The following is a 23,650-nucleotide window of genomic DNA, read 5'->3' as shown; positions in this document are numbered from 1 at the left end:
CGGCTACACCGTCACCCTCACCGCAGCAGCCTGACCCCACACTCGAGCCGACCTCGCCGATTGCCGCCGAGGTCCGCTGCAGCGCGCTCGCCGAGCCCCAGTGCGGGTGGCTATTTTCCGGTCAGCTGCGGAAAGAACAGCGCGATCTCGCGAGCGGCGGATTCGTCGGAGTCCGAGCCGTGGACGATGTTGTTCTGCACCTCGAGGCCGAAGTCGCCGCGGATCGTGCCGGGGGCGGCCTTGACCGGGTCGGTGGCGCCGGCCAGCGCGCGGAACGCCTCCACCGCCCGCGGGCCCTCGACGACGAGCGCGAGCAGCGGGCCGCCGGTGATGAACTCGACCAGCGAGCCGAAGAACGGCTTCTCGCGGTGCTCGCCGTAGTGCTCCTCGGCCACGTCCCGGGTCAGGGTGCGCAGCTCGGCGGCGACCAGGCGCAGGCCCTTGCCCTCCAGGCGGGAGATCACCTCGCCGACCAGGCCGCGGGCGACGCCGTCGGGCTTGACGAGGACCAGGGTGCGTTCTGCGGTGGCTTCGGACACGAGCGCGGAGCCTACGCGGCGGGATCGCCGTCCCCCCGTGGTGCCGGGTCGCGAAAGGGTGAGCCCAGCAGCTCCTTGCGGATCTGCAGCAGGTACAGCCAGATGAGCACGAACGCGCCGGCGACGAACCACATCACGCCGTTGATCAGGCCGGTGAGCAGCAGCGGCACCTGCAGGGCGGTGCCCACGACCAGGCCCTGCGGACGGCGCTGGATCCCGCTGGCCAGGATCAGCACGGCCGCCAGCACGAGCAGCAGCGTCAGCCGGACGCCGCCGAGGCCCTCCTCGGTCTGCGCGATGCCCCGGGGCACGAACAGGACGGCGATGCCCTCGAGTACCAGCACGCCGGCGGCAGCCCCACGCAGCGCCCGGGCCGCCCGCACCGGGTCCGGCGCCGTCACGCCGGCCGCCCGCCCAGGATGGTCCGGGTCTCCCCCGCGGTGATCACGCTGCCGGTGACCAACACGCCGGAGCCGCCGAGGGCGTCGTCCGGGCCGGCCTCGGCCAGCTCGATCGCCTCGGCAAGGGCTTCGGGCAGCCGCGGGGAGACGCTGACCCGGTCGGCACCGAAGACGTCGACGGCGAGCGCGCCCAGCTCGTCGGCGGGCAGCGCGCGGGGCGAGCTGTTCTGGGTGACCACCAGCTCGGCGCACACCTCCTCGAGCGCGGCGAGCATCCCGGAGACGTCCTTGCCGTGGACCACGCCGACCACGCCGACCAACCTGGTGAAGTCGAAGGACTCGCGGATCGCCTCGACGGTCGCGGCCATGCCGGCGGGGTTGTGCGCGGCGTCGACCAGCACCGTCGGGCTGGTGCGCACCCGCTCCAGCCGGCCGGGCGAGCGGACGGCGGCGAACGCGGCGCGCACGGTTTCGACGTCGATCGGCCCGGTCGCCGCCCCCGCCCCGAGGAACGCCTCGACCGCGGCCAGCGCGGTGGTGGCGTTCTGCGCCTGGTGGGCGCCGAACAGCGGGAGGAAGACCTCCTCGTACTCCCCGCCCAGGCCCTGCAGCCGCAGCTGCTGCCCGCCGACGGCGACCCGCCGGTCGAGGACGCCGAACTCGGTGCCCTCGCGGGCGACCACGGCCTCCACCTCGACGGCGCGCCTGACCAGCGCGTCCAGCGCCGCTGGCTGCTGGCGGGCCAGCACCGCGACCGCGTCGGGCTTGATGATCCCGGCCTTCTCGCCGGCGATCGTGCCGACGTCCGGCCCCAGGTACTCGGCGTGGTCCAGCGCCACGGGCGTCACGACGGCGACCCGTGCGTCGACGACGTTGGTCGCGTCCCACGTGCCGCCCATGCCGACCTCGATGACGGCGACGTCGACCGGGGCGTCGGCGAAGGTCGCGTAGGCCATGCCGACCATGACCTCGAAGAAGCTCATCGGGTGCTCACCGGCGGCGTCGACCATGTGCACGTAGGGCGCGATGTCGTCGTACGTCTCCACGAACCGCTCGGCGCTCACCGGCGCGCCGTCGAGCACGATCCGCTCGCGCATCGACTGCAGGTGGGGGCTGGTGAAGCGGCCCACTCGCAGGCCGAAGCCGCGCAGCAGCTCGTCGACCATGCGGGCCGTCGTCGTCTTGCCGTTGGTGCCGGCGACCTGGACGACCGGGTGGGCGCGGTGCGGGGACCCGAGCAGGTCCACCAGGGCGGAGATCCGGCCGAGCGAGGGCTCCAGGCGGGTCTCCGGCCAGCGCGCGAGCAGCTCCTTCTCCACCCGGGCCAGATCACCGGTACCGCCGCTGCTCATCCTCCCCAGGATGCCAGCCGCCCACTTCCTAGACTCAGCTACATGGTCACCGACACCCGCACCCCGGATACCGCCGCGCCGGGAGCCTTGGTCGGCGTACCGGAGAAGCCGTCGCTGGACGGGCTCGAGGAGAAGTGGGCCGCCCGCTGGGCGGAGGCCGACACCTACGCCTTCGACCGCGCGGCTGCCCTGTCAGCGCCGCGGGAGCTGACGTACTCGATCGACACCCCGCCGCCGACGGCCAGCGGATCGCTCCACGTCGGGCACGTGTTCAGCTACACGCACACCGACGTCGTCGCCCGCTACCAGCGGATGCGCGGCAAGCACGTCTTCTACCCGATGGGCTGGGACGACAACGGGCTGCCCACCGAGCGGCGGGTGCAGAACTACTACGGCGTCCGCTGCGACCCCTCGCTGCCCTACGACGAGGCTTTCCAGCCCCCGGCCAAGCCGGGCAAGGACCAGGTGCCGGTCTCGCGGCGCAACTTCGTCGAGCTGTGCGAGCGGCTGACCGCCGAGGACGAGCAGGCCTTCGAGCAGCTGTGGCGCCGCGTCGGGCTGTCGGTGGACTGGACCAACGTCTACCGGACGATCTCGGCGACCTCCCGCGCCACCGCCCAGCGGGCGTTCCTGCACAACCTCGCCCGCGGCGAGGCCTACGCCCAGGAGGCACCGACCCTCTGGGACGTCACCTTCCGGACGGCGGTCGCCCAGGCCGAGCTCGAGGACCGCGAGCGCCCCGGCGCCTACCACCGGATCTCGTTCCACGCGGCTGACGGCCCGGTCTACATCGAGACCACCCGCCCCGAGCTGCTGCCGGCCTGCGTCGCGCTGGTCGCCCACCCCGACGACGAGCGCTACCAGCCGCTGTTCGGCTCCTCCGTGCGCACCCCGGTCTTCGACGTCGAGGTGCCGGTGGTCGCACACCGCCTCGCCGAGCCGGACAAGGGCTCGGGCATCGCGATGATCTGTACCTTCGGCGACCTCAACGACGTCACCTGGTGGCGCGAGCTGCAGCTGCCCACTCGCGCGGTCGTCGGCTGGGACGGCCGGCTGCTGCCCGAGCCGCCGCCCGGCGTCCCGGCCGGGCCGTACGCCGAGCTGGCCGGGAAGACCGTGTTCAGCGCCCAGCAGCGGATGGTGGAGCTGCTGCGCGAGTCCGGCGACCTGGACGGCGAGCCGAAGGCGATCACCCATCCGGTGAAGTTCTTCGAGAAGGGCGAGCGGCCGCTGGAGATCGTCACCACGCGGCAGTGGTACATCCGCAACGGCGGGCGGGACGCCGACCTGCGGGATGCCCTCATCGAGCGGGGCCGGGAGATCCAGTGGGTGCCCGAGCACATGCGGCACCGGTACGAGAACTGGGTCGAGGGCCTCAACGGCGACTGGCTGATCAGCCGGCAGCGCTTCTTCGGCGTCCCGTTCCCGGTCTGGTACCGGCTGGACGCCTCCGGTGAGCCGGACTTCTCCGCGCCGCTGCTCGCTCCCGAGGAGGCGCTGCCGGTCGACCCGTCGTCCGACGTGCCCGACGGTTTCACCGAGGACCAGCGCGGCAAGCCCGGTGGGTTCATCGGCGACCCCGACGTCATGGACACCTGGGCGACGTCGTCGCTGTCGCCCCAGGTGGCCTCGGGCTGGGACACCGACCCGGAGCTGTTCGCGCACGTCTTCCCGATGGACCAGCGCCCGCAGGCCCACGACATCATCCGGACCTGGCTGTTCTCCACCGTGGTGCGCGCGCACTTCGAGCACGGCACGGTGCCGTGGACGCACGCCACGATCTCCGGCTTCGTCGTCGACCCCGACCGCAAGAAGATGTCGAAGTCGAAGGGTAACGTCGTCACGCCGATCGACGTGCTCGAGCGCTACGGCACAGACGCGGTGCGCTGGCGGGCCGCCGGTGCCCGGCCGGGCGCGGACTCGCCGTTCGACGAGGCGCAGATGAAGGTCGGCCGCCGGCTGGCCATCAAGATCCTCAACGTCGGCAAGTTCGTGCTGGGGCTGGGGGCGTCCGCCGACCTGTCGGCCTCGGCCGTGACCGAGCCGGTCGACCTCGGGCTGCTGGCCGGGCTGGCGGGCGTGGTCGACGAGGCGACCGCGGCGATGGAGGCCTACAACTACACCCGCGCGCTCGAGGTCACCGAGGCGTTCTTCTGGTCGTTCTGCGACGACTACGTGGAGCTGGTGAAGTCCCGCGCCTACGGGTCGGGGCCGGCCGCCGACTCCGCCCGGGCCGCGCTGGCACTGGCGCTGTCGGTGCAGCTGCGGCTGTTCGCCCCGGTGCTGCCGTTCGTCACCGAGGAGGTCTGGTCCTGGTGGCAGTCCGGCTCGGTGCACCGCGCGCTGTGGCCGACCGCCACCGAGCTGCCGGCCGGCGGTGACCCGGCGGTGGTGTCGGTGGTGGCGACGGCGCTGACCGGGGTCCGGAAGGCCAAGTCCGACGCGAAGGTCTCCATGCGGGCCGACGTCGAGACGGCGACGGTGACCGCGCCGACCGAGCAGGTGGCGCTGCTGGAGGCGGCGCGCGGTGACCTGGTCGAGGCCGGCCGGATCGCGTCGCTGACCGTCACCGCCGGTGAAGGCCCGCTCGCGGTGGACGTCGTCCTCGCCCCGCCCGCGGAGTCCTGACCGTCGCGCACCGCGTCGCTGTGCGTTGATCGGCAGGTCGCCCGCCAGGACCTGCCGATCAACGCACGCCGTTGCCGGTGATGAGGCGCAGCCGGGTGCACCGGACGGCGAGGATCTCGCTGCGGCACGCCGCCGATGAGCCGGTCATGCCCGCGTAACCGGAGCGCAGGGTCTGCCAGCCGATCGTCCCGAGAAGCGCGTCCCGGCTGATGTCCCGTTTCCGCTGGACACGCGAGCCGTGCCAGGTGGCGCCGTCCATCTCGACGGCGAGCAGGACGTCCTCGTAAGCGGCGTCCAGGAAGAACGTCCGGCCGGCGACCGTCACGCGGCGCTGCTGGACGAACGGCGGCATCCCCGGGCCACGCAACACCTCCAGGCAGCCCCAGATCTCCAGCTCGCTGCGACAGCCGTCGGCCAGGAGCCGCAGGAGCTCGACGAGCGCGGCTCGACCCGGCAGACAGGGCCTGCGCTCGAGCTCGTAGCGAAGCTCGCGCGGGGAACAGAGCCGGCGCCGAACCGCCTCGATGGTGACCGCCCGCAGTTCTGCCCGGGTCATCCCCGCCGGCCGGCCCCAGCAGTCGACGACCGCTCTCCCGACCCAGGAGACGGGTAGGCCCTCGATGCGGCGGATGCTGTCGGTCAGGGCCCGCGTCCGGTGGAGGACGATGCCCGTGGTGCCCCGAGCGCTCCGAGCGACCTCGACGGTGAGGTGGACGGGCCCGCCCGGAGGGATCAGTCCCCAGAGGGCGAGCGCCGAGCGGTGGCTGACCACCCCACCGCAGGTGCGCACCGCTGCCTCGACACGGGTCCGCCAGTCCGTCACCGCCGTCGGCAGCGCGTAGACGGCGCGGTGGAGGCGGAGCAGGCGGCCGCTGTCGAGCCAGGCCGTGACGGTCTTGCGGTCGACGCGGGCGGTCAGGGCTTCCCACGTGACCCACCCGTCGGGCCCGACGACCGCGGACAGGTCGTGCGACACGCGTCGAGACTGGTCGAGCGGCGCCAGCGGTGGGAGCCGGTCGCGCGATCTGTGGACGGCGTCGGCCGACTGTGTGCGCGGACGCCCGGTTCCAGGCCGGCGCAGAACCGGGCGTCCGCGCACACGCTCGGGTCCCGTAACGCGCGACGGCCCGCCCCCGGGCGTGGGAGCGGGCCGTCGGCGAGCAGGTCTTACGCGCTCTTCTCGCGGGGGGCACGGCTGGGCTTGCGCGGCACGATCGTCGGGTTCACGTGCTCGAGCACGACCTCCTTGGTGATGACCACGGAGGCGACGTCGTCCCGGCTGGGGACGTCGTACATCACCGACTGCAGGACCTCCTCCATGATCGCCCGGAGGCCGCGGGCGCCGGTGCCGCGGAGGATGGCCTGGTCGGCGATCGCCTCGAGGGCGTCGTCGGTGAACTCGAGGTCGACCCCGTCGAGCTCGAACAGCCGCCGGTACTGGCGCACCAGCGCGTTCTTCGGCTCGGTCAGGATGTTGATCAGCGCCTCGCGGTCCAGCTTCTCCACGCTGGTGATGACCGGGAGCCGGCCGATGAACTCGGGGATCATCCCGAACTTCAGCAGGTCCTCGGGCATGACCTCGGCGAAGGCGTTGGCCTCGTCGATCTCCTTCTTGCTGCGGATCTCCGAGCCGAAGCCGATGCCCTGCTTGCCGGCCCGCTGCTCGATGATCTTCTCCAGCCCGGCGAAGGCGCCGCCCACGATGAACAGCACGTTCGTCGTGTCGATCTGGATGAACTCCTGGTGCGGGTGCTTGCGGCCACCCTGCGGGGGCACCGACGCCGTCGTCCCCTCGAGGATCTTCAGCAGCGCCTGCTGCACGCCCTCGCCGGAGACGTCGCGGGTGATCGACGGGTTCTCGCTCTTGCGGGCGATCTTGTCGACCTCGTCGATGTAGATGATGCCGGTCTCGGCCCGCTTGACGTCGTAGTCGGCGGCCTGGATCAGCTTGAGCAGGATGTTCTCGACGTCCTCGCCCACGTAGCCGGCCTCGGTGAGGGCGGTGGCGTCGGCTATGGCGAACGGGACGTTCAGCATCCGGGCCAGGGTCTGCGCGAGGTGGGTCTTGCCGCAGCCGGTCGGGCCCATGAGCAGGATGTTGGACTTGGCCAGCTCGACCGAGTCGTCCCGGCCGCCGGCGTTGCCGGCCTGGACGCGCTTGTAGTGGTTGTAGACCGCGACCGAGAGCGCGCGCTTGGCCTTGTCCTGGCCGATGACGTACTGCTCGAGGAAGTCGTGGATCTCCTTGGGCTTCGGCAGCTCGTCGAACTTCAGGTCCGACGACTCCGAGAGCTCTTCCTCGATGATCTCGTTGCAGAGGTCGATGCACTCGTCGCAGATGTAGACCCCGGGGCCAGCGATGAGCTTCTTGACCTGCTTCTGGCTCTTCCCGCAGAACGAGCACTTGAGCAGGTCACCGCTCTCACCGATTCGTGCCACCTGCTGACCTCCACCTCGGGGGAATCCGGCTCCTGGTGCCAGGCGCCTGCGTGTGAACTGGTGCTGTCCCGTACACGGCCCCGCACTCCGCGAGGCTCTCCTCCCGGCCCTGACGTCCGGGGATCGGGCGCTCGCCGACGGTACCTGCCGGCACCGACCCCGACGGGCGATGACTCGCCCGACCCGACCGATGCCTGACCACATGCGTCCCGCTCCCCCCGACGGTACGGGTCGAGCGCGCGACACGCGCGCCCTCGACCCGAACCGGTCACGGAGCATCAGGCCGGGAGTGCGTTCAGCTTCCGGCTCTGGATGACCTGGTCGACGATGCCGTAGGCCTTGGCCTCGTCGGCGGTCAGGATCTTGTCGCGGTCGATGTCGGTGCGGACCTGGTCGACCGACCGGCCGGTGTGCCGCGCGAGGATCTCCTCCATCTGCGAGCGCACCCGCTGGATCTCCGCCGCGTGGATCTCCAGGTCCGACACCTGACCGCCGGCCTCACCCGACGGCTGGTGGATGAGCACCCGCGAGTACGGCAGCGCCAGTCGCTTGCCCGGCGTCCCGGCCGCGAGCAGGACGGCGGCCGCGGAGGCGGCCTGGCCCATGCAGACGGTCTGGATGTCGGGACGGACGAACATCATCGTGTCGTAGATCGCCATCAAGGAGGTGAACGAGCCACCGGGCGAGTTGATGTAGATCGTGATGTCGCGGTCCGGGTCGGCCGACTCGAGGGTGATGAGCTGGGCCATCACGTCGTTGGCCGACGCGTCGTCGATCTGCACCCCGAGGAAGATGATCCGCTCCTCGAAGAGCTTGTTGTACGGGTTGGACTCCTTCATGCCGTAGCTGGTCCGCTCCACGAAGGAGGGCAGCACGTAACGGCTGGAGGGCATCTGGAAGCTCATGGTCGTCTCCTCCGAGCCGTCAGTTGTCGGTGACCGGGTTGGCCTGGTCGGTCATCGCCGCCCGGCTCACCACGTGGTCGACGAAGCCGTACTCGAGGGCCTCCTGCGCGGTGAACCAGCGGTCGCGGTCGGAGTCCTTCTCGATCTGCTCGATGCTCTGGCCGGTGTGGAAGGACTGCAGCTCGTTGAGCTCGCGCTTCGTACGCCGGAACAGGTCGGCCTGGATGGCGATGTCGGCCGCGGTGCCGCCGACGCCAGCGGACGGCTGGTGCATCATGATCCGCGCGTGCGGCAGGGCATAGCGCTTGCCTCTGGTGCCGGCGGTCAGCAGGAACTGGCCCATCGAGGCGGCCAGGCCCATGCCGTAGGTGGCCACGTCGCAGTCGATGAACTGCATGGTGTCGTAGATGGCCATGCCGGCGCTGACCGAGCCGCCGGGCGAGTTGATGTAGAGGTGGATGTCGCGCTTGGGGTCCTCGGCCGACAGCAGCAGCATCTGGGCCGCCAGCTGGTTGGCGATGACGTCGTCGACCTGGGTGCCCAGGAAGATGATGCGCTCGCGCAGCAGGCGCTCGTAGACGGAGTCGTTGAGGTTCATCCCCCCGGCGGCGGCACGCATGAGCGGCGCGCTCGCCGGGTTCGGGTTGGTGCTCACGGGTGCGGTGACCTCCGTTGGACTGTCGGGCAGTCGGTCTCGCTGGGCGGGGCTGGTGGTGCGAACACCGGGGACGCCGCTGGGGTGTGGCCTCCCCGGTGTTCGCCAGGGTCTGCGTCGACCCTAACGCGCATGCGGGAGGGGGCAGTCCCGACGCCGGGGGTGTTCGCCGTCGGCGCAGCGACCGGTGCCCGGGACGCGCGACGCCGTCCATCCCCGGGGCGCGGGGCAGGACGGCGTCGTCGCGGCGCGGCCCCGTCCCGGGCACCGCGGCGAGCCTGCGAGTCGCGGGGAGGACGGGGTCCTCTTTCAGCTCCTGGCGGCGTCCTCGGTGTCCGTGGTCGCGCCCTCGGTCGCCTCGACGGCGGCCGCAGCGGCGACCTCCTCCTCGGGGGCGGCGTCCTCGGTGGCGGCGTCCTCGGTGGCGGCGTCCTCGGTGGCGGCGTCCTCGGAGTCGGTGTCGTCGGCGGCCGGCGCCTGCACCGTCTTCGGGCGCAGGGCCTCGAGGTCGACCACGTTGCCCGAGGCGTCGGTGATCGTCGTCTGCTCCAGCAGCTGGGCGAGGGTCTTGGTGCGGCGGACGTCGGCGACGAACTCGGCGATGTTGCCGCCCTGCTGCAGCTGCTGGGCGTACTGCTCGGGGCTCATCCGGTTGCGCTGGGCCTGGGCCATGACCTGCGCCGACAGGTCCTCGTTGTCGATGGTGACCTCACGGGCGTCGGCGACGGCGTCCAGGATGAACTGGGTCCGGACCGCCTGTTCGATGTTCGTGCGCTGGTCGGCGTCGTAGGCCTCGCGGCTCTCGACACCGGCCATCTGCAGGAACGAGTCCCAGTCCATGCCGGCCTGCTGCAGCTCGTTCTGCATGGCCCGGTTACGCCACTCGATCTCGCGGTCGACCAGCTTCTCCGGGATCGGCACCTCGATCGTCTCGAGCAGGTGGTCGATCAGCTTGTCCCGGGCCTGCGCCCCCTGCTGCAGCACCTTGGTGCGAGCGAGCCGGGTGCGGACGTCGTCCCGCAGCTCCTCGAGGGTGTCGAACTCGCTGGCGGTGGAGGCGAACTCGTCGTCCAGCTCCGGCAGCTCCTTGGTCTTCACCGACCGCACGGTGACGGTGACGTCCGCCGCCTCCCCGGCGTCCGGGCCCTGCAGCAGCGCGGTCTGGAAGGTCGTCGACTCGTCGGCGGACAGCCCGCGGACGGCGTCGTCGAGCCCCTCCATGAGGTTGCCCGAGCCGACCTCGTAGGACATGCCGGTGGTCGAGCCGTCCTCGAGGACGTCGTCGCCGAGCTTGGCCTCGAGGTCGATGGACACGAAGTCGCCGTCCTGGGCGGGCCGGTCGACGCCGGTGAGCATGCCGAAGCGCTCGCGCATGACCGAGATCTGCTGGTCGATCTCCTCGTCGGCGACCTCGACGTCGTCGACGGTGACCGCGAGCTCGTCCAGTGCGGGCAGCTCGACCTTGGGAGCGACGTCGACCTCGGCGGTGAAGGCGAGGGTGTCGTTGTCGTCGAGGCGGGTCACCTCGATGTCGGGCTGGCCCAGGACGTGCACCTGGTTCTCCCGCACGACCTCGGAGTAGACCTCCGGAATGGCGTGCTGGACGACCTGCTCCAGCACGATCGGCCGGCCGATCCGCTGATCGAGCACCCGGTTGGGCACCTTGCCGGGGCGGAAGCCGGGCACGCGCACCTGGCGGCCGAGCTCCTTGTAGACCTCACCGAAGGCGTGGTCCAGGTCCCCCCACGGCACCTCGATCGCCATCCGGACCCGCGTGGGGCCCAGTTCCTCGATGGTGCTCTTCACAGCGGCAGTGCTCCTCGATCGACAGACAGGGATGGGCGCCGGGCAGGACGGACGACGCCGGGTCGACCCACGAGTCTAGAGACGACGGGTGATGGTCGGGGTGGCGGGACGTGGAGCCGCAGCACCCCCGGTCGGGGTGGCGGGATTCGAACCCACGGCCCCCCGCTCCCAAAGCGGGTGCGCTACCAAGCTGCGCCACACCCCGTGGCGCACGGGAGTCTAGGCGTCCCCGGAGTCAGGCCGACACGGCCGGACGGCGGTGCGCCCACGGAGCCGCCTCCTCGAGGGCTGCGGCCACGCGCACCAGCACGTCCTCCCGGCCGTAGGCGGCGACCAGCTGGACGCCGACGGGAAGGCCGTCGTCCGCCCAGTGCAGCGGCAGGCTGATGGCGGGCTGCCCGGTCACGTTGAACTGGGCCGTGTAGGGGATGAAACTGTTGATCCGCCGCCCCTCCTGCCGCGGGCCCGCGGCGGTGAACCAGCCGAGCTCCGGCGGCGGCGCGCCCACGGTCGGGGTCACCAGCAGGTCGAAATCCTCGCCGCCGAGCTCGGGGGGCGCCCACCAGGTCGCCATCCGGCGGGTCCAGGACCCCAGCCACGCCCGGGCGCCGAGGTAGGTCTCCGCGGTCATCTCCCGTCCGACCGCGCGGTACATCACATTGCGCGGTTCCAGCTCCTCGTCGGCGACGGCCCGCCCGAGGGCGGACCGCTCGATGACCGAGAGGGTCAGCGCGGTGTCCGCGGCGATCGTGGTGGTGAAGAAACGCGGGAACAGCGGGTCGAACATCGCGTCCGGCGTCCCTGGCTCGACGGCGCAGCCGAGTTCCTCGAGGAGCCGCCCCGTCCGCTCCACCGCGGCGCGGCACGCCGGGTGGTCGAGGTACTGCTCGCCCGGGTCGGCGTCGAGCAGTCCGACCCGCAGGTGGCCCACCGGTGCGCCGACCTCCTCGGCCAGCGGCCGGGGCAGCGGCGGCGCGACGTAGGGGTCGCCGGGCATCGGGTGGCCGATGGCGTCGAGGACGGCGGCGGTGTCGCGGACCGAGCGGGTGACGACCCCGTCGATCGTTGCGCCCGCCCAGCCCTCGCTGACGTCCGGGCCCTGGCTGACGCGGGCGCGGGTCGGCTTGAGCCCGACCAGGCCGCACGCGCTGGCCGGGATGCGGATCGAGCCGCCGCCGTCGCCGGCGTGCGCGACGGGCACCAGCCCTGCGGCGACGGCGGCCGCCGAACCGCCGCTGGAACCCCCGGTGGACCGGCCGGGGTCGTACGGGTTGCGGGCCGGACCGTTGGCGGCGGGCTCCGTGGTGACCGTGGTGCCGAACTCGGGGACGTTGGTGCGGCCGAGTGAGACGAACCCGGCGGCGCGGAACAGGCGGGCGAGGTGGCTGTCGGTGGGCCAGCGTGCGCCGGCGTCGCGCAGGAATGACGTCCCGTAGTGGGTCTCCTCCCCCGCCACGTGGCAACCGAGGTCCTTGAGCAGGATCGGCACGCCTCGGAACGGCCCGGCGGGCAGGTCGCCGGCGGCCTCGGCGCGGGCGGCGTCGAAGCGGCGCCGGACGACCGCGTCGAGCTGCGCGTCGACCCGCTGGATGCGCTCGATCACCGCCTCGACGAGCTCCTTGGGGCTCGCCTCGCCGCTGCGCACCAGCTCGGCCTGGGCGGTCGCATCGAGCCATGTGGGGTCGGTCACCCGGCGGACCGTAGCAAGCGCATTCGCCGGCGACCTGGCCGCCGACCGCGATCCCGCCGACGGTCGGCTCAGGCCGCTCGTCCCCCTCGAGGGGTGCCGCTGGCGATCAGGCTGGTCCGGGCGTGGCGCAGGGGACGTCGGGTCCGGCGCGTGGGCGACCGGGATCACCGGTGCCGGGGGCCGCTGGAGCGAACCACCGACCAGCCGAAGAGGACGATGCCCCTGATGCTCCTGCGGCGTGCATGTCGTCGTAGGACCGGGCGACCTGATCCATCGTCCACCGCCGGGCGATCATCTCGTCGAGCATCAGCTGGCCGGACCGGCAGATCCGCAGCAAGTTCGGGATGTCCGACTTCTGGCTGCACTGGCCGAACAGCCCGCTTCTGCACGAGCGTCAGGTCGGCCAGACTGAGGAACGCGCTGACGGCCATGAGGTTGCTCGGGGTGGCACGAAGGGCATCTCCGGGGACACGCGTCAGGTCCGTGGCAGCGCGGCCGACCAGGTCGCCGGCGTCGAGATAGTCCCCGGCATCGCGGAGCCAGGTGTACGCACCAGCGGACTGGTCCTCTCGGTCGACAGATGGCCCGGCAGCCCACGCCCCGAGCCCACGATCCCCGGACACTCTGGAGATGACATGAGCGCCGCGAAGACGCCCCAGTCCGCGTCGACGGACGCCCGGCCGCGCTGCCCTGTCGACATCGACCTCGTCAACCCGGACACGTTCCTCGCCGGCATGCCACTGGGGGCGTTCGCCCGCATGCGGGAGGAGGCCCCCGTCTTCTGGCACCCGCAGCCCGGCGCCTCGGGGGACGGCTTCTGGGCGGTGAACCGTCCGGCCGACATTCGAGAGGTGTCCCGCCAGCCGGACATCTTCTCCTCCCGGGAGCTGGGCAGCCTGCTGCAGACCGGCGAGCAGGCCGGCGGCGACTCGCTGGAGACCATGCGGCTGCTCCTGCTGAACATGGACCCGCCGGAGCACACCCGGCTGCGTGAGACCGTCCAGCGGGCTTTCACGCCCCGCACGATTCGCGGCCTCGAGCCCCGCCTGCGGGAGTTCGCCGAGGGCATCGTCGACCGCGCGGTCGCCAAGGGCGAAGGCGATTTCGTCAAGGATGTCGCCGCGGAGCTGCCGCTGCTGGCGATCTGCGAGCTGATGGGCATCCCCGCACAGGACCGGGGCAGGATCTTCGATCTGTCCAACCGGCTGATCGGGTTCGAGGACCCGGAGTTCCAGACCAGCCCCGAGGACGCCCAGGTGGCCTCCACCGAGATGTACCTCTACGCGAACGAGCTGGCCGAGCAGCGCCAGCGGGAGCCTCGGCAGGACATCATCACCGATCTGCTGCACGCGCAGGTCGACGGCCATGCGCTCAGCGTGAGCGAGTTCGACGTCTTCTTCCTGCTGCTGGCGGTCGCGGGCAACGAGACCACCCGCAATGCGATCACGCACGGGATGAAGGCGTTCTTCGACCATCCGGAGCAGTGGGAGCTCTTCAAGCGGGAGCGCCCGGGGGCCGCGGCCGACGAGATCATCCGCTGGGCCACTCCCGTGATGCAGTTCCAGCGCACGGCCATGTCGGACTACGTGCTCGCCGGGCAGCAGATCCGGGCCGGCGAGCGGGTGGGCCTGTTCTACTCGGCGGCGAACCGGGACTCCGACCTGCTGCCCGAGCCGGACCGCTTCGACATCCGGCGTACGCGCAACCTCCACGTGGCCTTCGGCGGTGGTGGACCGCACTTCTGCCTCGGCGCGAACCTGGCCCGAGCCGAGGTCCAGATCATGTTCGAGGTGATCGCCGACCGGATGCCGCACATCGCCCCTACCGGGGCACTCCGCCCACTGCGCTCGATGTTCATCAACGGGATCAAGACCTTCCCCGTCCGGTACGTGCCTGCGCCCCCGGCCTGACCGTGACGCGCGGCCGCAGCCTCCCCGGCCGCCTCCGCCGGCCACGCACGGCCAGGCATGCGACACCCGTGCCGGCTCGGCCGCCCCCGCTCGGGCGGGAGCCGCAGGCACGGCTACGCTGTCGAGGCAACGCGGGTGTAGCTCAATGGCAGAGCCCCAGCCTTCCAAGCTGGCCATGCCGGTTCGATCCCGGTCACCCGCTCCACCTCCTGACCAGCTCAGATGCCCGTTTGTGCAGCTCGGCCGGCAGTGCCGCTCCGTCCGTGCCTTAGCGGTGCTGACCGCTGTGGACCGCTGACCACCGGTCTTGACCGCTGCTTAAGGCACGGCCGCGGCGCCCGCCGGCATGAGACTCAGAGTGGCGGGGTTGAGAGCCGACAGGCGGGGACCCGTCGAGTGCGGGCCTCCGCCGATCGTGCTGTGCAAGGCGCCGCGCCCTCCTTAAGGCGGACGGCTGCTGCGGGGGACGGTCCTCGCGGAGGCGCAAGTTCTTCCGCCGGTGACGGCAGCCTCCTGCGCCCGTAGGTTCCGCACACTGCCAGGCCGTGATGATCTTCGTGGCGGTTCGCAGCCGTTCTGTAAGCCGCGTGATCTGCCGTTTTGAACCGTCGCGAACTCCGGCGCGTGGCCGCGAATTGAGCCAACTGCGAGCAGAATTGCAACCACGGCGACGTGGCCCTAGCTGCCATCCGGTGACGCCGCCCACCGAGCGAGCGGCGCCGGGAACCTCCCCCGCACGTTGCTGCTGTGAACGGCTCGGGTGCTCCAAGTGAGGAGTTCGTCCTCCCCACGGCCGCTTGGACCTAGGGTCCGATCATGACGAACGGAGCGCGGCCCCGCCCGGTCTTCGACGAGGCCGCCTTCCGGGCGGACTTTCTCGCCGAACTGCGGGACTACGGGTTGACGGACGAGGACCTGGCCGGTTGGAGCGAGGCCGGGCTGGCCCGGTTGTTCTACACGGCCCGGGACCGGTTAGACCCCGGCCGGCTCGGGACCTGGATGCGCGAACTAGGCGACTCGGATGCCGTCTGGGAACGCTGGATGCAGGAGCAGCGGCACCCGGCGGGACGCGACGAGGAGGATGACGACGAGGACGACGAGGACGACGGCGAGGAAGAGGACCACGAGGACGAGCCGCAGGACGCGGACGAGGCGCAGGCGGAGGACGAGGAGACCGGCTGGGCGGTGGTCGGCGAGCTGGCCCAGGAGTGGTCGGACGTCTGGTACGAGGGCTCAGAGCACGCCTGGCTCAGGTACGCGTGGTCGGCGCTCCATAAGGCGGGCCTGACCGGGGTCGGCGACCCGGTGGACCGGGCTGAGGCGGTCGCGAGGCTCCTGGCCCTGACCAAGCTCTACCGCGTCTTCCACGCGTACGCCCACGAGACCGAGCACGTCGACGAGTGGTGGGACATGGGCGATCAGGTCTGTGGCCCCGAGCCGCTCGTCCCGGCGTTCGTGTGGGGACAGCTCAGCGAACGTCGGGGGTTCGCCTCGTTCAGCGACGACGACGACGAGCTCCCGGACGAGTTCGCCAAGGCGCTCGTTTGGCACTACGCGCCGGAGGTGGCGAAGGCCCTACTCGATCAGCTCGGGGAGAACTTTCTATTCGCTTCCCTGTGGGCCTCCTCCTCGGCCGGCGTCCGGTTCCCCCTGAACGACCGTCGATACCACGAGGCGGTCAACGGCGACCCCTGGGAGAAGACGGCGGCCTACAACTGGACGACCGACGGCATGCGCCTGTGAGCGCGAGCGGTGGGGGCGCTCCTTCCCCTTCCGCCGAGCTCCTGTACCAGCACGCTGCAGACAATCGCGACGCGGACATCGCCCGCGCGCGCGACCGATCAGATGGAGGGGCCGCAGACCGCCCTACCGCTCAGCGGACGAGGGGAGGCGCCTGATGGCGGCGGCACACGCACACCGCGGTGCCGCACGATGGACGGTGCAGTTCGCATCGACGGCGGCGGCGTCCGGTGGGAGCCGTCCGTCCTCGTCGCTCGGAGGGGACCAGCCGCCACAAGACGCCGCTCCCCCACGCCGGCGGCCCGCCCGCCACCGGGCTCGCTCGCCACTTTGATCCGCCGTGTCGCGGGGATGGCAGGCGACATCGCGACGACCTCCGGGTGCCGGAACGGGGCCCGTACGCCTGATAGACAGCAGCATGGCCAAGTACCGGGTGATCCAGTCCGCCGTCACGCAGCTGCTCGAGGACGTGCGCGCTGAGCGGATCGCAATCCCGGAGCTGCAGCGACCGTTCGTTTGGGACAGCGTCAAGGTCCGCGACCTCATGGACTCCCTCTACAAGGGCTACCCCGTCGGCTACCTGATCACCTGGCAGTCGGTCGGCGCTCACCTCAAGGGCGGCCAGGTCGCGGCGCACCAGCAGATCCTCATCGATGGCCAGCAACGCATCACTGCGCTCCGCGCCGCCGTCGCCGGCCTCAAGGTCATCGACAAGCGGTATCGCTCGATCCGCATCAAGATCGCCTTCAACCCGGTGACCAAGGAGTTCGCCACCCTCACACCGGTGATCGACAAGAACGCCCAGTGGATCTCCGACATCAGCGAACTCTTCAACGCCCCCTCGACCTACAGCTTCTACAGCGACTACTTCGCGGCCAACCCTGACGTCGACAAGGCCATGGTCGAGGCCAACCTCACCGCGCTGGAGCGGATCAAAAACGCGAGATCGGGATCATCCAGCTGGAAGACGACCTCGAGGTGGAGACAGTCACGGAGATCTTCATCCGGATCAACTCCAAGGGCGTGCCGCTGTCGAGCGCCGACTTCGCGATGTCGAAGATCGCCACCTACGGCGAGCGGGGCCGCAACCTGCGCAAGGTGATCGACTACTTCTGCCACCTCGCAGTGGCGCCGCACGCCTACAGCGACATCGCCGAGCACGACAAGGAGTTCGCCGGCAGCGGTTACCTGAGCTCGATCGCGTGGCTCAAGGACGTCGCCGAGGATCTCTACGACCCGGCCTACGGCGACGTCATCCGCATCGCCGGCCTGGTCGGCTTCAGCCGCGGCAAGGCGTCGTCGATCGTGAGCGAGCTGTCCGGGCGCGACCCGGAGACGCACACCGTCGACGAGGCCCGTATCCCCGCCGCCTACGACCGACTGGAGGGGGCGCTACTGCAGATCGTCAAGAAGTACCACTTCGAGAACTTCCTGATGATCATCAAGTCGGCTGGCTTCATTGTGCCCGGGATGATCGGCTCGAAGAACGCCCTCAACTTCGCCTACGCCCTCTACCTGCGGCTACGTGCGGACGAGACGACCACTGAGGGCGAGCGCAAGCGCATCGTGCGGCGCTGGTTCGTCATGTCGATGCTGACCCAGCGGCACTCGGGCAGCTTCGAGTCGACCTGGGAGCAGGACATCCGACGCATCGGCGCCGTCGGCGCCGCCGCCTACCTGAAGCAGATCGAGGAGTCGAAGCTCACCGACGGCTTCTGGAACGTCGCCCTGCCTGCGAACCTGGAGACCACCAGCACCTCGAGTCCGTTCTTCCAGGTGTTCCTCGCCGCGCAGGTCGCCACCGGCAAGCGCGGGTTTCTGTCCAGGTCGATCACCGTCGCCGCGATGCAGCAGCAGTCCGGGGACATCCACCACATCGTCCCCAAGGACTACCTGCGCAACAACGGCTTCCCGGACCGGGGCGACTACAACCAGGTCGCCAACTTCGCCCTGACCGAGACGTCGATCAACATCAGCATCTCGAACAAGCCGCCGGCGACCTACATGGCCGAGCTGCTCACCCAGATCGACACAGGCAAGCTGTCGCTCGGCGAGATCGTCGACCGCGCGGATCTCGAGACCAACCTCCAGGAGAACGCGGTCCCCGAGGACATCTTCGCGGTGACGGCAGCCTCCTACCCCGAGTTCCTCGACCGGCGGCGCCGGCTTATGGCGGAGGTCATCCGGAGCTACTTCGACCAGCTGTGAGCCCCGCCCGGTGGCGCCGACCGACCGCGTGGCAGGCCTGCCCTGGTGCTTCGAAGAGAAGATCACGCACCGGGGCAGCCATCCTGGCGCGTGGGGTCAACCGCCAGGACGGACCAGCTCATCAGCTGTAAGAGCCCGTTTCGGTGGCAGTCGGTTCATCAATGCGGCCAAACAGAGGGACGCCCCCGCTGTACGCGTGCGCCGCAGAGTTCCCTCAAATTCAAGACGGTCATTGCGTCCCCACGGCATCAGGAACGGAGCACCCTCGGCAACCTCATGGGAGTCCAGCTGACCCATATGGACGGTGTTCAACCCGCGAGGGCCATACGCGTCCTGCACCATCTGGCGGTCCGCATCATCGGTCAGCACGAGCGCGACAGCGGCTCGGAATCCGGCCGCGACGTTGAGGTGCGCCCCCCTGCCCCCTCTTGGCCTCTGCTTGGAACGCCGTCATCCGTGACCGATTGACCGCTCAGTGGAGTGACGGCTCTGCCGGGCAAGCTCCCGCCAGTCCGGGACAAGAGCCGACATCATGGCGTGGAACCGCTTGCCGTGCGTGCGGTACCGCAGGTGCAGGAGTTCGTGGACGATCACGTAGTCCTGAAAGGCCTCGTCAGTCTCAGCGAGCTCGTCGGCGAACGTCACCACACCATCGCTGGTGCAAGACCCCCACTTGGTGGGCAGGTCGGCGATGTTTACGCGCTGAGGGTTCACCTTGAGCCGGAGCGCCCACGCCATGACTCGCCGCTTGAGTTGCTGGTCGGGATACAGGGAGGACATCAGTCTTCAGCCGTCCGCTCCAGCACCTGCATGATCTGCTCGACTGCTGCCTTGCGCTGCTCGTCCGGGAGCCCAATGACGGGCTTGTAGAGGTTGAGGCGAAGACGGCGGCGCTCATCGGCGTTCTGCGCCCAATTCGGGAACTTCGCCACCACGGACTCCACCTCGTGGGCGACCGCCACCGTATCCAGACCCGCGGCCGTGAGGGCATTATCGCGGTTGAGCTGCCAGTGCACGGCAAAGCCGACGTCGCTCAGACCGCTGGCCTGAGCGGCCTCACGAGCTCGTTCCTTTTCGAGGACGAGCGCGGCGATCTCGTCCATCGCCGCCGCTTATTCGGCCCCATGACGCCCAGGGAGACGGCCCGCTTCATCCTCTAGGACTCGGCAGACGACTGGCCTCTGCCAGCTTCACCGCTAGCTCGTGGCTCTTCAGTGCTTCCGCGTAGGACATCACAACAGGCCGCCCCTCGCGGATGGCCTCCAGGAAGTTCTGCACTTCCGATGAAAAGACATCCGCTTCCTCACTGTAGCGCCGGACCTCACCCGGTCCAGTCACGGTCAGGTCCTCTTCGGAGAGGACGAGTGATAGCTCGTCACTGATTAGTTCGATCTGCACGCGGTGCCGACGATGCATCGCGTATGAGCAACTCACGCTAGCGACGCCACCATTCTGAAAGGCGACTACCCCAGCTGTGGCCGCCGGCACGTCACCCCCGCGGCTCAACGCGGCGGTCGTGGGGCGCGCCACCTCCATCCCGCCGAGCCCAACGGGCTCTCCCATGAACAAGCGGCAAACATCCAGGAGGTGGGTAAGTTGCTCAACGACTTGGCCACCTGATCGCTCGCGAGTCGCCCACCAGGATTGTCCGGGCAATCCGTCATGCCACTGAGCAACTGCTAGGTGAACCAACCTGCTCGCGAGTTGCTCTTGAGCGATCCTTATGCCGCTCAAGTGCCGCCAATGATAACCAACAGCGGTCGTCACACCCGACTGTTCCACTGCCGTTGCGATGTCTCGGGCCACCTCCAAATTCACCGCGAGCGGCTTCTCGGCGAAGAAAGGTACACCCAACTCGACTAAGCGAAGTTCCGGTTCCCCACGCTGATCTGGTGGCAGACACACCCAAACGGCATCCGGACGCGCTTGCGCTAACAAGTCATGGACGGTCGCGTACGCGTCGACGGGCCGGCTAACCACTCGACCGAACTCGGCGCGCGCTTCCAGTAATGGATCGACTACACCCACTACCTCCGCTAGGTCTCCCTCAACCAGCGCTTTCGCATGACGCCTCGCCACGTAACCCGCCCCGAGGAACCCAATCCGCATAGGCTTCAGCATTGCTCTTCTGCATCTCCTTCCTATAGCGTCTTGAGGCGACCACTAGTCCGCGTTCTACCAGCATTGCCGGCGACGTCAACGGGGTCGCCCCTTCAGACGCTATTCGCACAGACTCGAGCTGCCCGAGTCTTCTTGCGTAGCGCCGGTACTCCTCGTTCGCACTCGCGCCATACCGCCCCTGTCGGACGACTGCCTCAACCTTCTCGCGCAGCCTTCCAGTGAACGCGTAGTGGATGAGCGGACAAGAAAAGTCTGCAACCTGCCCGGCCTGAGCTAGATGAGCATGCCGAAGCCAAGCACCAGCGCTCGGCCGAAGCAGCGAGTGTTTTGTCAGCCACAACGGTCGCTGCAGGCCATATAGACGGTGGCGTACGCCATCAGTTAGGAATGCAAGTCCAACCTCTTCGGGAGCAATAACCGCACATCGTGTCATGCGGACGAATGACGCGTACTCATGCGCATTCACGGACTGCCACTCGAAGTAGCGATGTTCGGCGACATTAAGCGGTTGTGAACCAGTGAAGAGGAGCACGGGCGGGAAGACGTCGATCATCTGCGTGACCACAACTGAGTAGCCACACTCGTCTAGGTAGCCGAGAACCGCTCGAAGCCCGTAAGCATCTTGACTCGCGAAGGGCAGGCTCAAATGTTCGTCTATGTCCGCAACGAGTACCCATCCCCCCGCCTCCCCGAGCACGTTGGCGAGGAATTGTTTGAGCGCCACTTCCCAGCGCCCGTACCTCAACCGACAGAAGTTCAAGTGGACCCGTGACCCAAACGCTGGATGACGCTGGATCCGCTCGACTGTGCCATCGAGCGAGCCGTTGTCGAGGAACAGGATCTGCTCCGCTCCGAGCGATATGTAGTGCTCGATGAACGCGTCCACATACTCTTCGGCGTCGCGCACCACACAGCCGACAGCTAAACCACCCTTCATGGGTGGTGAGGTAATACCCCGCGCTCCCATCAACTTGGGCACGGATGCCAGGATGCGGGATAGTCGCTCGCTTTCGGTTACCCTCTGCCTCAGTCGGGCGACCCTAGACATCCGAAGCCGCCCCCCACGACGCTGCGGTTCCCCGAATCAGGGCAACGACATCCTTCGGCCAGTCGCGGCGCGACAGGCTTCTGTCTTTCACCCCCGCAGCCTCGCCCAGCCGCTGTCGCAGCCGCTGAGACGACCCGAGCTCTGCCAACCGATCACTGAAATGGACATAGTTCCCACATTCGACAAGCAGGCCGTCAACGTCATCGGTGATCAGTTCCTCGAAGCCAGTCGCTCGCATCGCGAGAATGGCCTTGCGGAAAGCGAGGGCTTGGGTCAGCCAGGCGGATCGCGACTCAGTATCAGACGTCGACACGCATATGTCCGCAAGCGGCAGAAGCTGGTCGCTGACGACCGGGGCGTCGAGCAGGACGACGTCGTCCGGCAGCTGCTCCGCGATGCGCCGCCGCAAGTAGCTTGTGTACGCAGGCTCCCCTGGCCCGGCGAGCACCAGGCGAAGGCCTGGGCACATCAGCCTCGCGCGTCGCACAGCCTCGAGCAGAGGCACCTGATTCTTGCGCTGCTCGATGGTGGCCACATACAGGACAACGACGTCACTGACGCCCAGACCGAGCTCCCCGCGGGACAGCGCGCCAGCCGCACCGGCCTCACGTCCCCTATGGAACGGGATTACGAATGTCCGATCGGGCCGTAGGTAGGTGTCATAGAGGCTAGCTGCCGCCGAGCAGGAGAAGACCACGACGGCGTTGCGAAGGCACTCCTCCAGCGCCCTTACGGCCCGATCTGGCGGCGCCGCAGCGCCGTGCGTACTGACCCACAGCCGCCCTGGCCCGTAGCTCTCGTGGATCGCCCAAACGACAGGCCACCCCAGCTCAAGAGCCGCATGCGCGGCCGGCAGACCTTCGACAGTGTTCACAAGAACGACAGCTGGTCGTGAAGCCTCCAACCGCCGTCGATAAGCCCGGACGAAACCGGTGTACTCCTCGTCGCTGGTGCAGCCCCACATGCCGGCGGGACCCCAAGGCGTCGAGCCGCCTACGCATTCTGTCCCGATCACATCCTGCACGAAGCCGGCAGTGTCGGCCGCCGACCTCACCTCGCGGAGCCACCACTGAGCGCCCCCGACATCGTCTCGATGTGGCACCACGATCAGGCGCCCTTCGCCCACGGGCGTGTGCTGCACCATCCACTGAGAGCTTTCGACTGACAAAGCCCGCTGAAGATTGACTCCGACAGTGCGCGAACAGATATGGCGTCCGTCTCCTCCCGTGACCAACAACTCGAGCCGGACGGTCTCATCGTCGTGGGGAACCGCGACAGCGCCGGTGAAGAAGCACCGATCGGTCGAGGAGTCGCGCTCCCCTGCTGGCGTGACGCCGAGTCTCAAGTTGTGGCGCGCGCCGTTGACTCTGATCTCGATTCGCCCGGGCCATTCACCCACGCCGACACTTCCGGCGATATGCATCCCCATCGAGTTCGCATACTGATTGACAGTCACCGAGAAGCTCACTTGGTCGTCGTGTGACGCCGCACTGCCGAGCACAGTCATCGGGCACGCCGTAGAACCAGCAGGATGCGCTCGAAGACATCCTCGTTCCTGAGTGTCCAGGTGGCCTCGGAAGCCACTCTGTGGAGGAACTCGTCATCCTCGAGGGCTCCGTCTTGCTGTAATTGCAGCGCGCGATGAGCGAGGCGCAACTCAGCCGCCCGATCGGCCGCACGGACCTCCGTGACCTCGATAACGAAGCCGCAGGATAGCGCCGCATCGGCAATATTCCGCTCGAGTCTTGCCGGCACTGAACGAGCGACGCCGCTCGCGTCCTCACGAACCCGCCAACACGAGACCACCACAGGAGCAGACCTCTTGAGCACGCGCCGCAGTTCACCGAGAAGTAACACCGCATTGTCGGCTGATTGAAGGCTGTCGATACAGATTGCCGCATCGACGAGTTGGTCGCCGAGAGGAAGCTGCTCCGCATCTGCCTGCAGCAACATGATCCCGAGATCACTAGGCGCACGTTCCGGCCGCCCGACCTCGACGACCTGCTGCCCCAGCGCGACAGAAGAGACGTCGAGAGCCAGCAGGCGGAGCCGCAATTGGGCCGCTAGCCAACGACCAGGGCCCAATGCCACTTAGCCTAAGTTGATCATGTAGTTGTCGGCGTGGCGGACCGATTCGTCCCGTCGGCGGTGTCAGCGTGCCCGGCCGTGGATCATCCTGAGGCCGTGCGTCCGGATCAGGTGTCGCTG

Annotated in this window: 18 protein-coding genes, 2 tRNA genes and 1 pseudogene; 5 read left to right on the top strand and 16 right to left on the bottom strand. The window is 69.2% G+C overall.

Annotation, left to right across the window (positions count from 1 at the left end; all coding sequences use genetic code 11):
• Positions 1–99 precede the first annotated feature (99 nt).
• From ndk to E4P41_RS16645, 3 genes and pseudogenes are all read right to left on the bottom strand, one after another.
• Positions 100–539 (bottom strand): annotated as a pseudogene (ndk, locus tag E4P41_RS16655) (nucleoside-diphosphate kinase); the annotation flags it as partial.
• 11 nt (positions 540–550) lie between these two features.
• Positions 551–940 carry a DUF4233 domain-containing protein gene (locus E4P41_RS16650; protein ID WP_135142383.1) on the bottom strand — a complete coding sequence of 130 codons (390 nt, stop codon included), beginning with the start codon at positions 938–940 and terminating at the stop codon, positions 551–553.
• Positions 937–2,292 (bottom strand): folylpolyglutamate synthase/dihydrofolate synthase family protein, encoded by a 1,356-nt coding sequence (locus E4P41_RS16645; protein WP_135142382.1) that lies wholly within the window; start codon positions 2,290–2,292, stop codon positions 937–939. Before E4P41_RS16645 ends, E4P41_RS16650 begins: the two co-directional genes overlap by 4 nt.
• Before the next feature lie 42 nt (positions 2,293–2,334).
• Here E4P41_RS16645 and valS point away from each other — a divergent pair, with 42 nt between their 5' ends.
• The gene (valS, locus tag E4P41_RS16640; protein WP_135142381.1) at positions 2,335–4,920 is read left to right on the top strand and encodes a valine--tRNA ligase; all 2,586 of its coding nucleotides are present in this window, start codon (positions 2,335–2,337) and stop codon (positions 4,918–4,920) included.
• A gap of 58 nt (positions 4,921–4,978) precedes the next feature.
• Here valS and E4P41_RS16635 read toward each other — a convergent pair whose 3' ends face one another.
• The 7 genes from E4P41_RS16635 to E4P41_RS16605 all read right to left on the bottom strand — a co-directional run bounded on the left by E4P41_RS16635 (position 4,979) and on the right by E4P41_RS16605 (position 12,415).
• Entirely contained in the window at positions 4,979–5,896 is a 918-nt protein-coding gene (locus tag E4P41_RS16635) for a hypothetical protein (RefSeq protein ID WP_135142380.1), read from the bottom strand.
• 191 nt (positions 5,897–6,087) lie between these two features.
• On the bottom strand, positions 6,088–7,359 hold the full coding sequence (gene clpX, locus E4P41_RS16630) for an ATP-dependent Clp protease ATP-binding subunit ClpX (protein WP_135142379.1): 1,272 nt from the start codon (positions 7,357–7,359) through the stop codon (positions 6,088–6,090).
• Positions 7,360–7,637: 278 nt separating this feature from the next.
• Positions 7,638–8,264, bottom strand: a complete 627-nt coding sequence (locus E4P41_RS16625) for an ATP-dependent Clp protease proteolytic subunit (protein WP_135142378.1) — start codon at positions 8,262–8,264, stop codon at positions 7,638–7,640.
• A 19-nt stretch (positions 8,265–8,283) separates the two neighbouring features.
• Positions 8,284–8,883, bottom strand: a complete 600-nt coding sequence (locus tag E4P41_RS16620; RefSeq protein WP_135142385.1) for an ATP-dependent Clp protease proteolytic subunit — start codon at positions 8,881–8,883, stop codon at positions 8,284–8,286.
• A 345-nt stretch (positions 8,884–9,228) separates the two neighbouring features.
• Complete coding sequence (gene tig / locus E4P41_RS16615; RefSeq protein WP_135142377.1) at positions 9,229–10,725, bottom strand: trigger factor; 1,497 nt, start codon at positions 10,723–10,725, stop codon at positions 9,229–9,231.
• 131 nt (positions 10,726–10,856) lie between these two features.
• Positions 10,857–10,930: transfer RNA gene (locus E4P41_RS16610), tRNA-Pro, on the bottom strand.
• Between the two features lie 30 nt (positions 10,931–10,960).
• Positions 10,961–12,415, bottom strand: a complete 1,455-nt coding sequence (locus E4P41_RS16605; protein ID WP_135142376.1) for an amidase — start codon at positions 12,413–12,415, stop codon at positions 10,961–10,963.
• 635 nt (positions 12,416–13,050) lie between these two features.
• Here E4P41_RS16605 and E4P41_RS16600 point away from each other — a divergent pair.
• The 4 genes from E4P41_RS16600 to E4P41_RS22745 all read left to right on the top strand — a co-directional run bounded on the left by E4P41_RS16600 (position 13,051) and on the right by E4P41_RS22745 (position 17,167).
• Positions 13,051–14,325, top strand: coding sequence for a cytochrome P450 (locus tag E4P41_RS16600; protein ID WP_135142375.1), 1,275 nt, complete (start codon positions 13,051–13,053; stop codon positions 14,323–14,325).
• 131 nt (positions 14,326–14,456) lie between these two features.
• Positions 14,457–14,530: transfer RNA gene (locus E4P41_RS16595), tRNA-Gly, on the top strand.
• 611 nt (positions 14,531–15,141) lie between these two features.
• Positions 15,142–16,068, top strand: coding sequence for a hypothetical protein (locus tag E4P41_RS22265; protein ID WP_167761132.1), 927 nt, complete (start codon positions 15,142–15,144; stop codon positions 16,066–16,068).
• Between the two features lie 415 nt (positions 16,069–16,483).
• The gene (locus E4P41_RS22745; RefSeq protein WP_209307760.1) at positions 16,484–17,167 is read left to right on the top strand and encodes a DUF262 domain-containing protein; all 684 of its coding nucleotides are present in this window, start codon (positions 16,484–16,486) and stop codon (positions 17,165–17,167) included.
• Between the two features lie 1,556 nt (positions 17,168–18,723).
• Here E4P41_RS22745 and E4P41_RS16575 read toward each other — a convergent pair.
• The 6 genes from E4P41_RS16575 to E4P41_RS16550 form a co-directional block, all read right to left on the bottom strand.
• Positions 18,724–19,053, bottom strand: coding sequence for a M48 family metallopeptidase (locus tag E4P41_RS16575; protein WP_135142372.1), 330 nt, complete (start codon positions 19,051–19,053; stop codon positions 18,724–18,726).
• On the bottom strand, positions 19,053–19,376 hold the full coding sequence (locus E4P41_RS16570) for a hypothetical protein (RefSeq protein ID WP_135142371.1): 324 nt from the start codon (positions 19,374–19,376) through the stop codon (positions 19,053–19,055). Before E4P41_RS16570 ends, E4P41_RS16575 begins: the two co-directional genes overlap by 1 nt.
• Before the next feature lie 46 nt (positions 19,377–19,422).
• The gene (locus E4P41_RS23805) at positions 19,423–20,382 is read right to left on the bottom strand and encodes a Gfo/Idh/MocA family oxidoreductase (protein WP_348536503.1); all 960 of its coding nucleotides are present in this window, start codon (positions 20,380–20,382) and stop codon (positions 19,423–19,425) included.
• On the bottom strand, positions 20,321–21,373 hold the full coding sequence (locus E4P41_RS16560; RefSeq protein ID WP_167761130.1) for a glycosyltransferase family 2 protein: 1,053 nt from the start codon (positions 21,371–21,373) through the stop codon (positions 20,321–20,323). The genes E4P41_RS23805 and E4P41_RS16560 overlap by 62 nt, the downstream gene beginning before the upstream one ends.
• A gap of 61 nt (positions 21,374–21,434) precedes the next feature.
• Positions 21,435–22,949, bottom strand: a complete 1,515-nt coding sequence (locus E4P41_RS16555; RefSeq protein WP_135142368.1) for a glycosyltransferase family 4 protein — start codon at positions 22,947–22,949, stop codon at positions 21,435–21,437.
• On the bottom strand, positions 22,946–23,533 hold the full coding sequence (locus tag E4P41_RS16550; RefSeq protein WP_135142367.1) for a methyltransferase domain-containing protein: 588 nt from the start codon (positions 23,531–23,533) through the stop codon (positions 22,946–22,948). Before E4P41_RS16550 ends, E4P41_RS16555 begins: the two co-directional genes overlap by 4 nt.
• Positions 23,534–23,650 lie beyond the last annotated feature (117 nt).

It is taken from the genome of Geodermatophilus sp. DF01-2 (genome assembly GCF_004571065.1).
In the GTDB taxonomy this organism is placed as follows: Bacteria; Actinomycetota; Actinomycetes; order Mycobacteriales; family Geodermatophilaceae; genus Geodermatophilus.
This window is presented reverse-complemented; position numbering and strand designations above follow the sequence as displayed.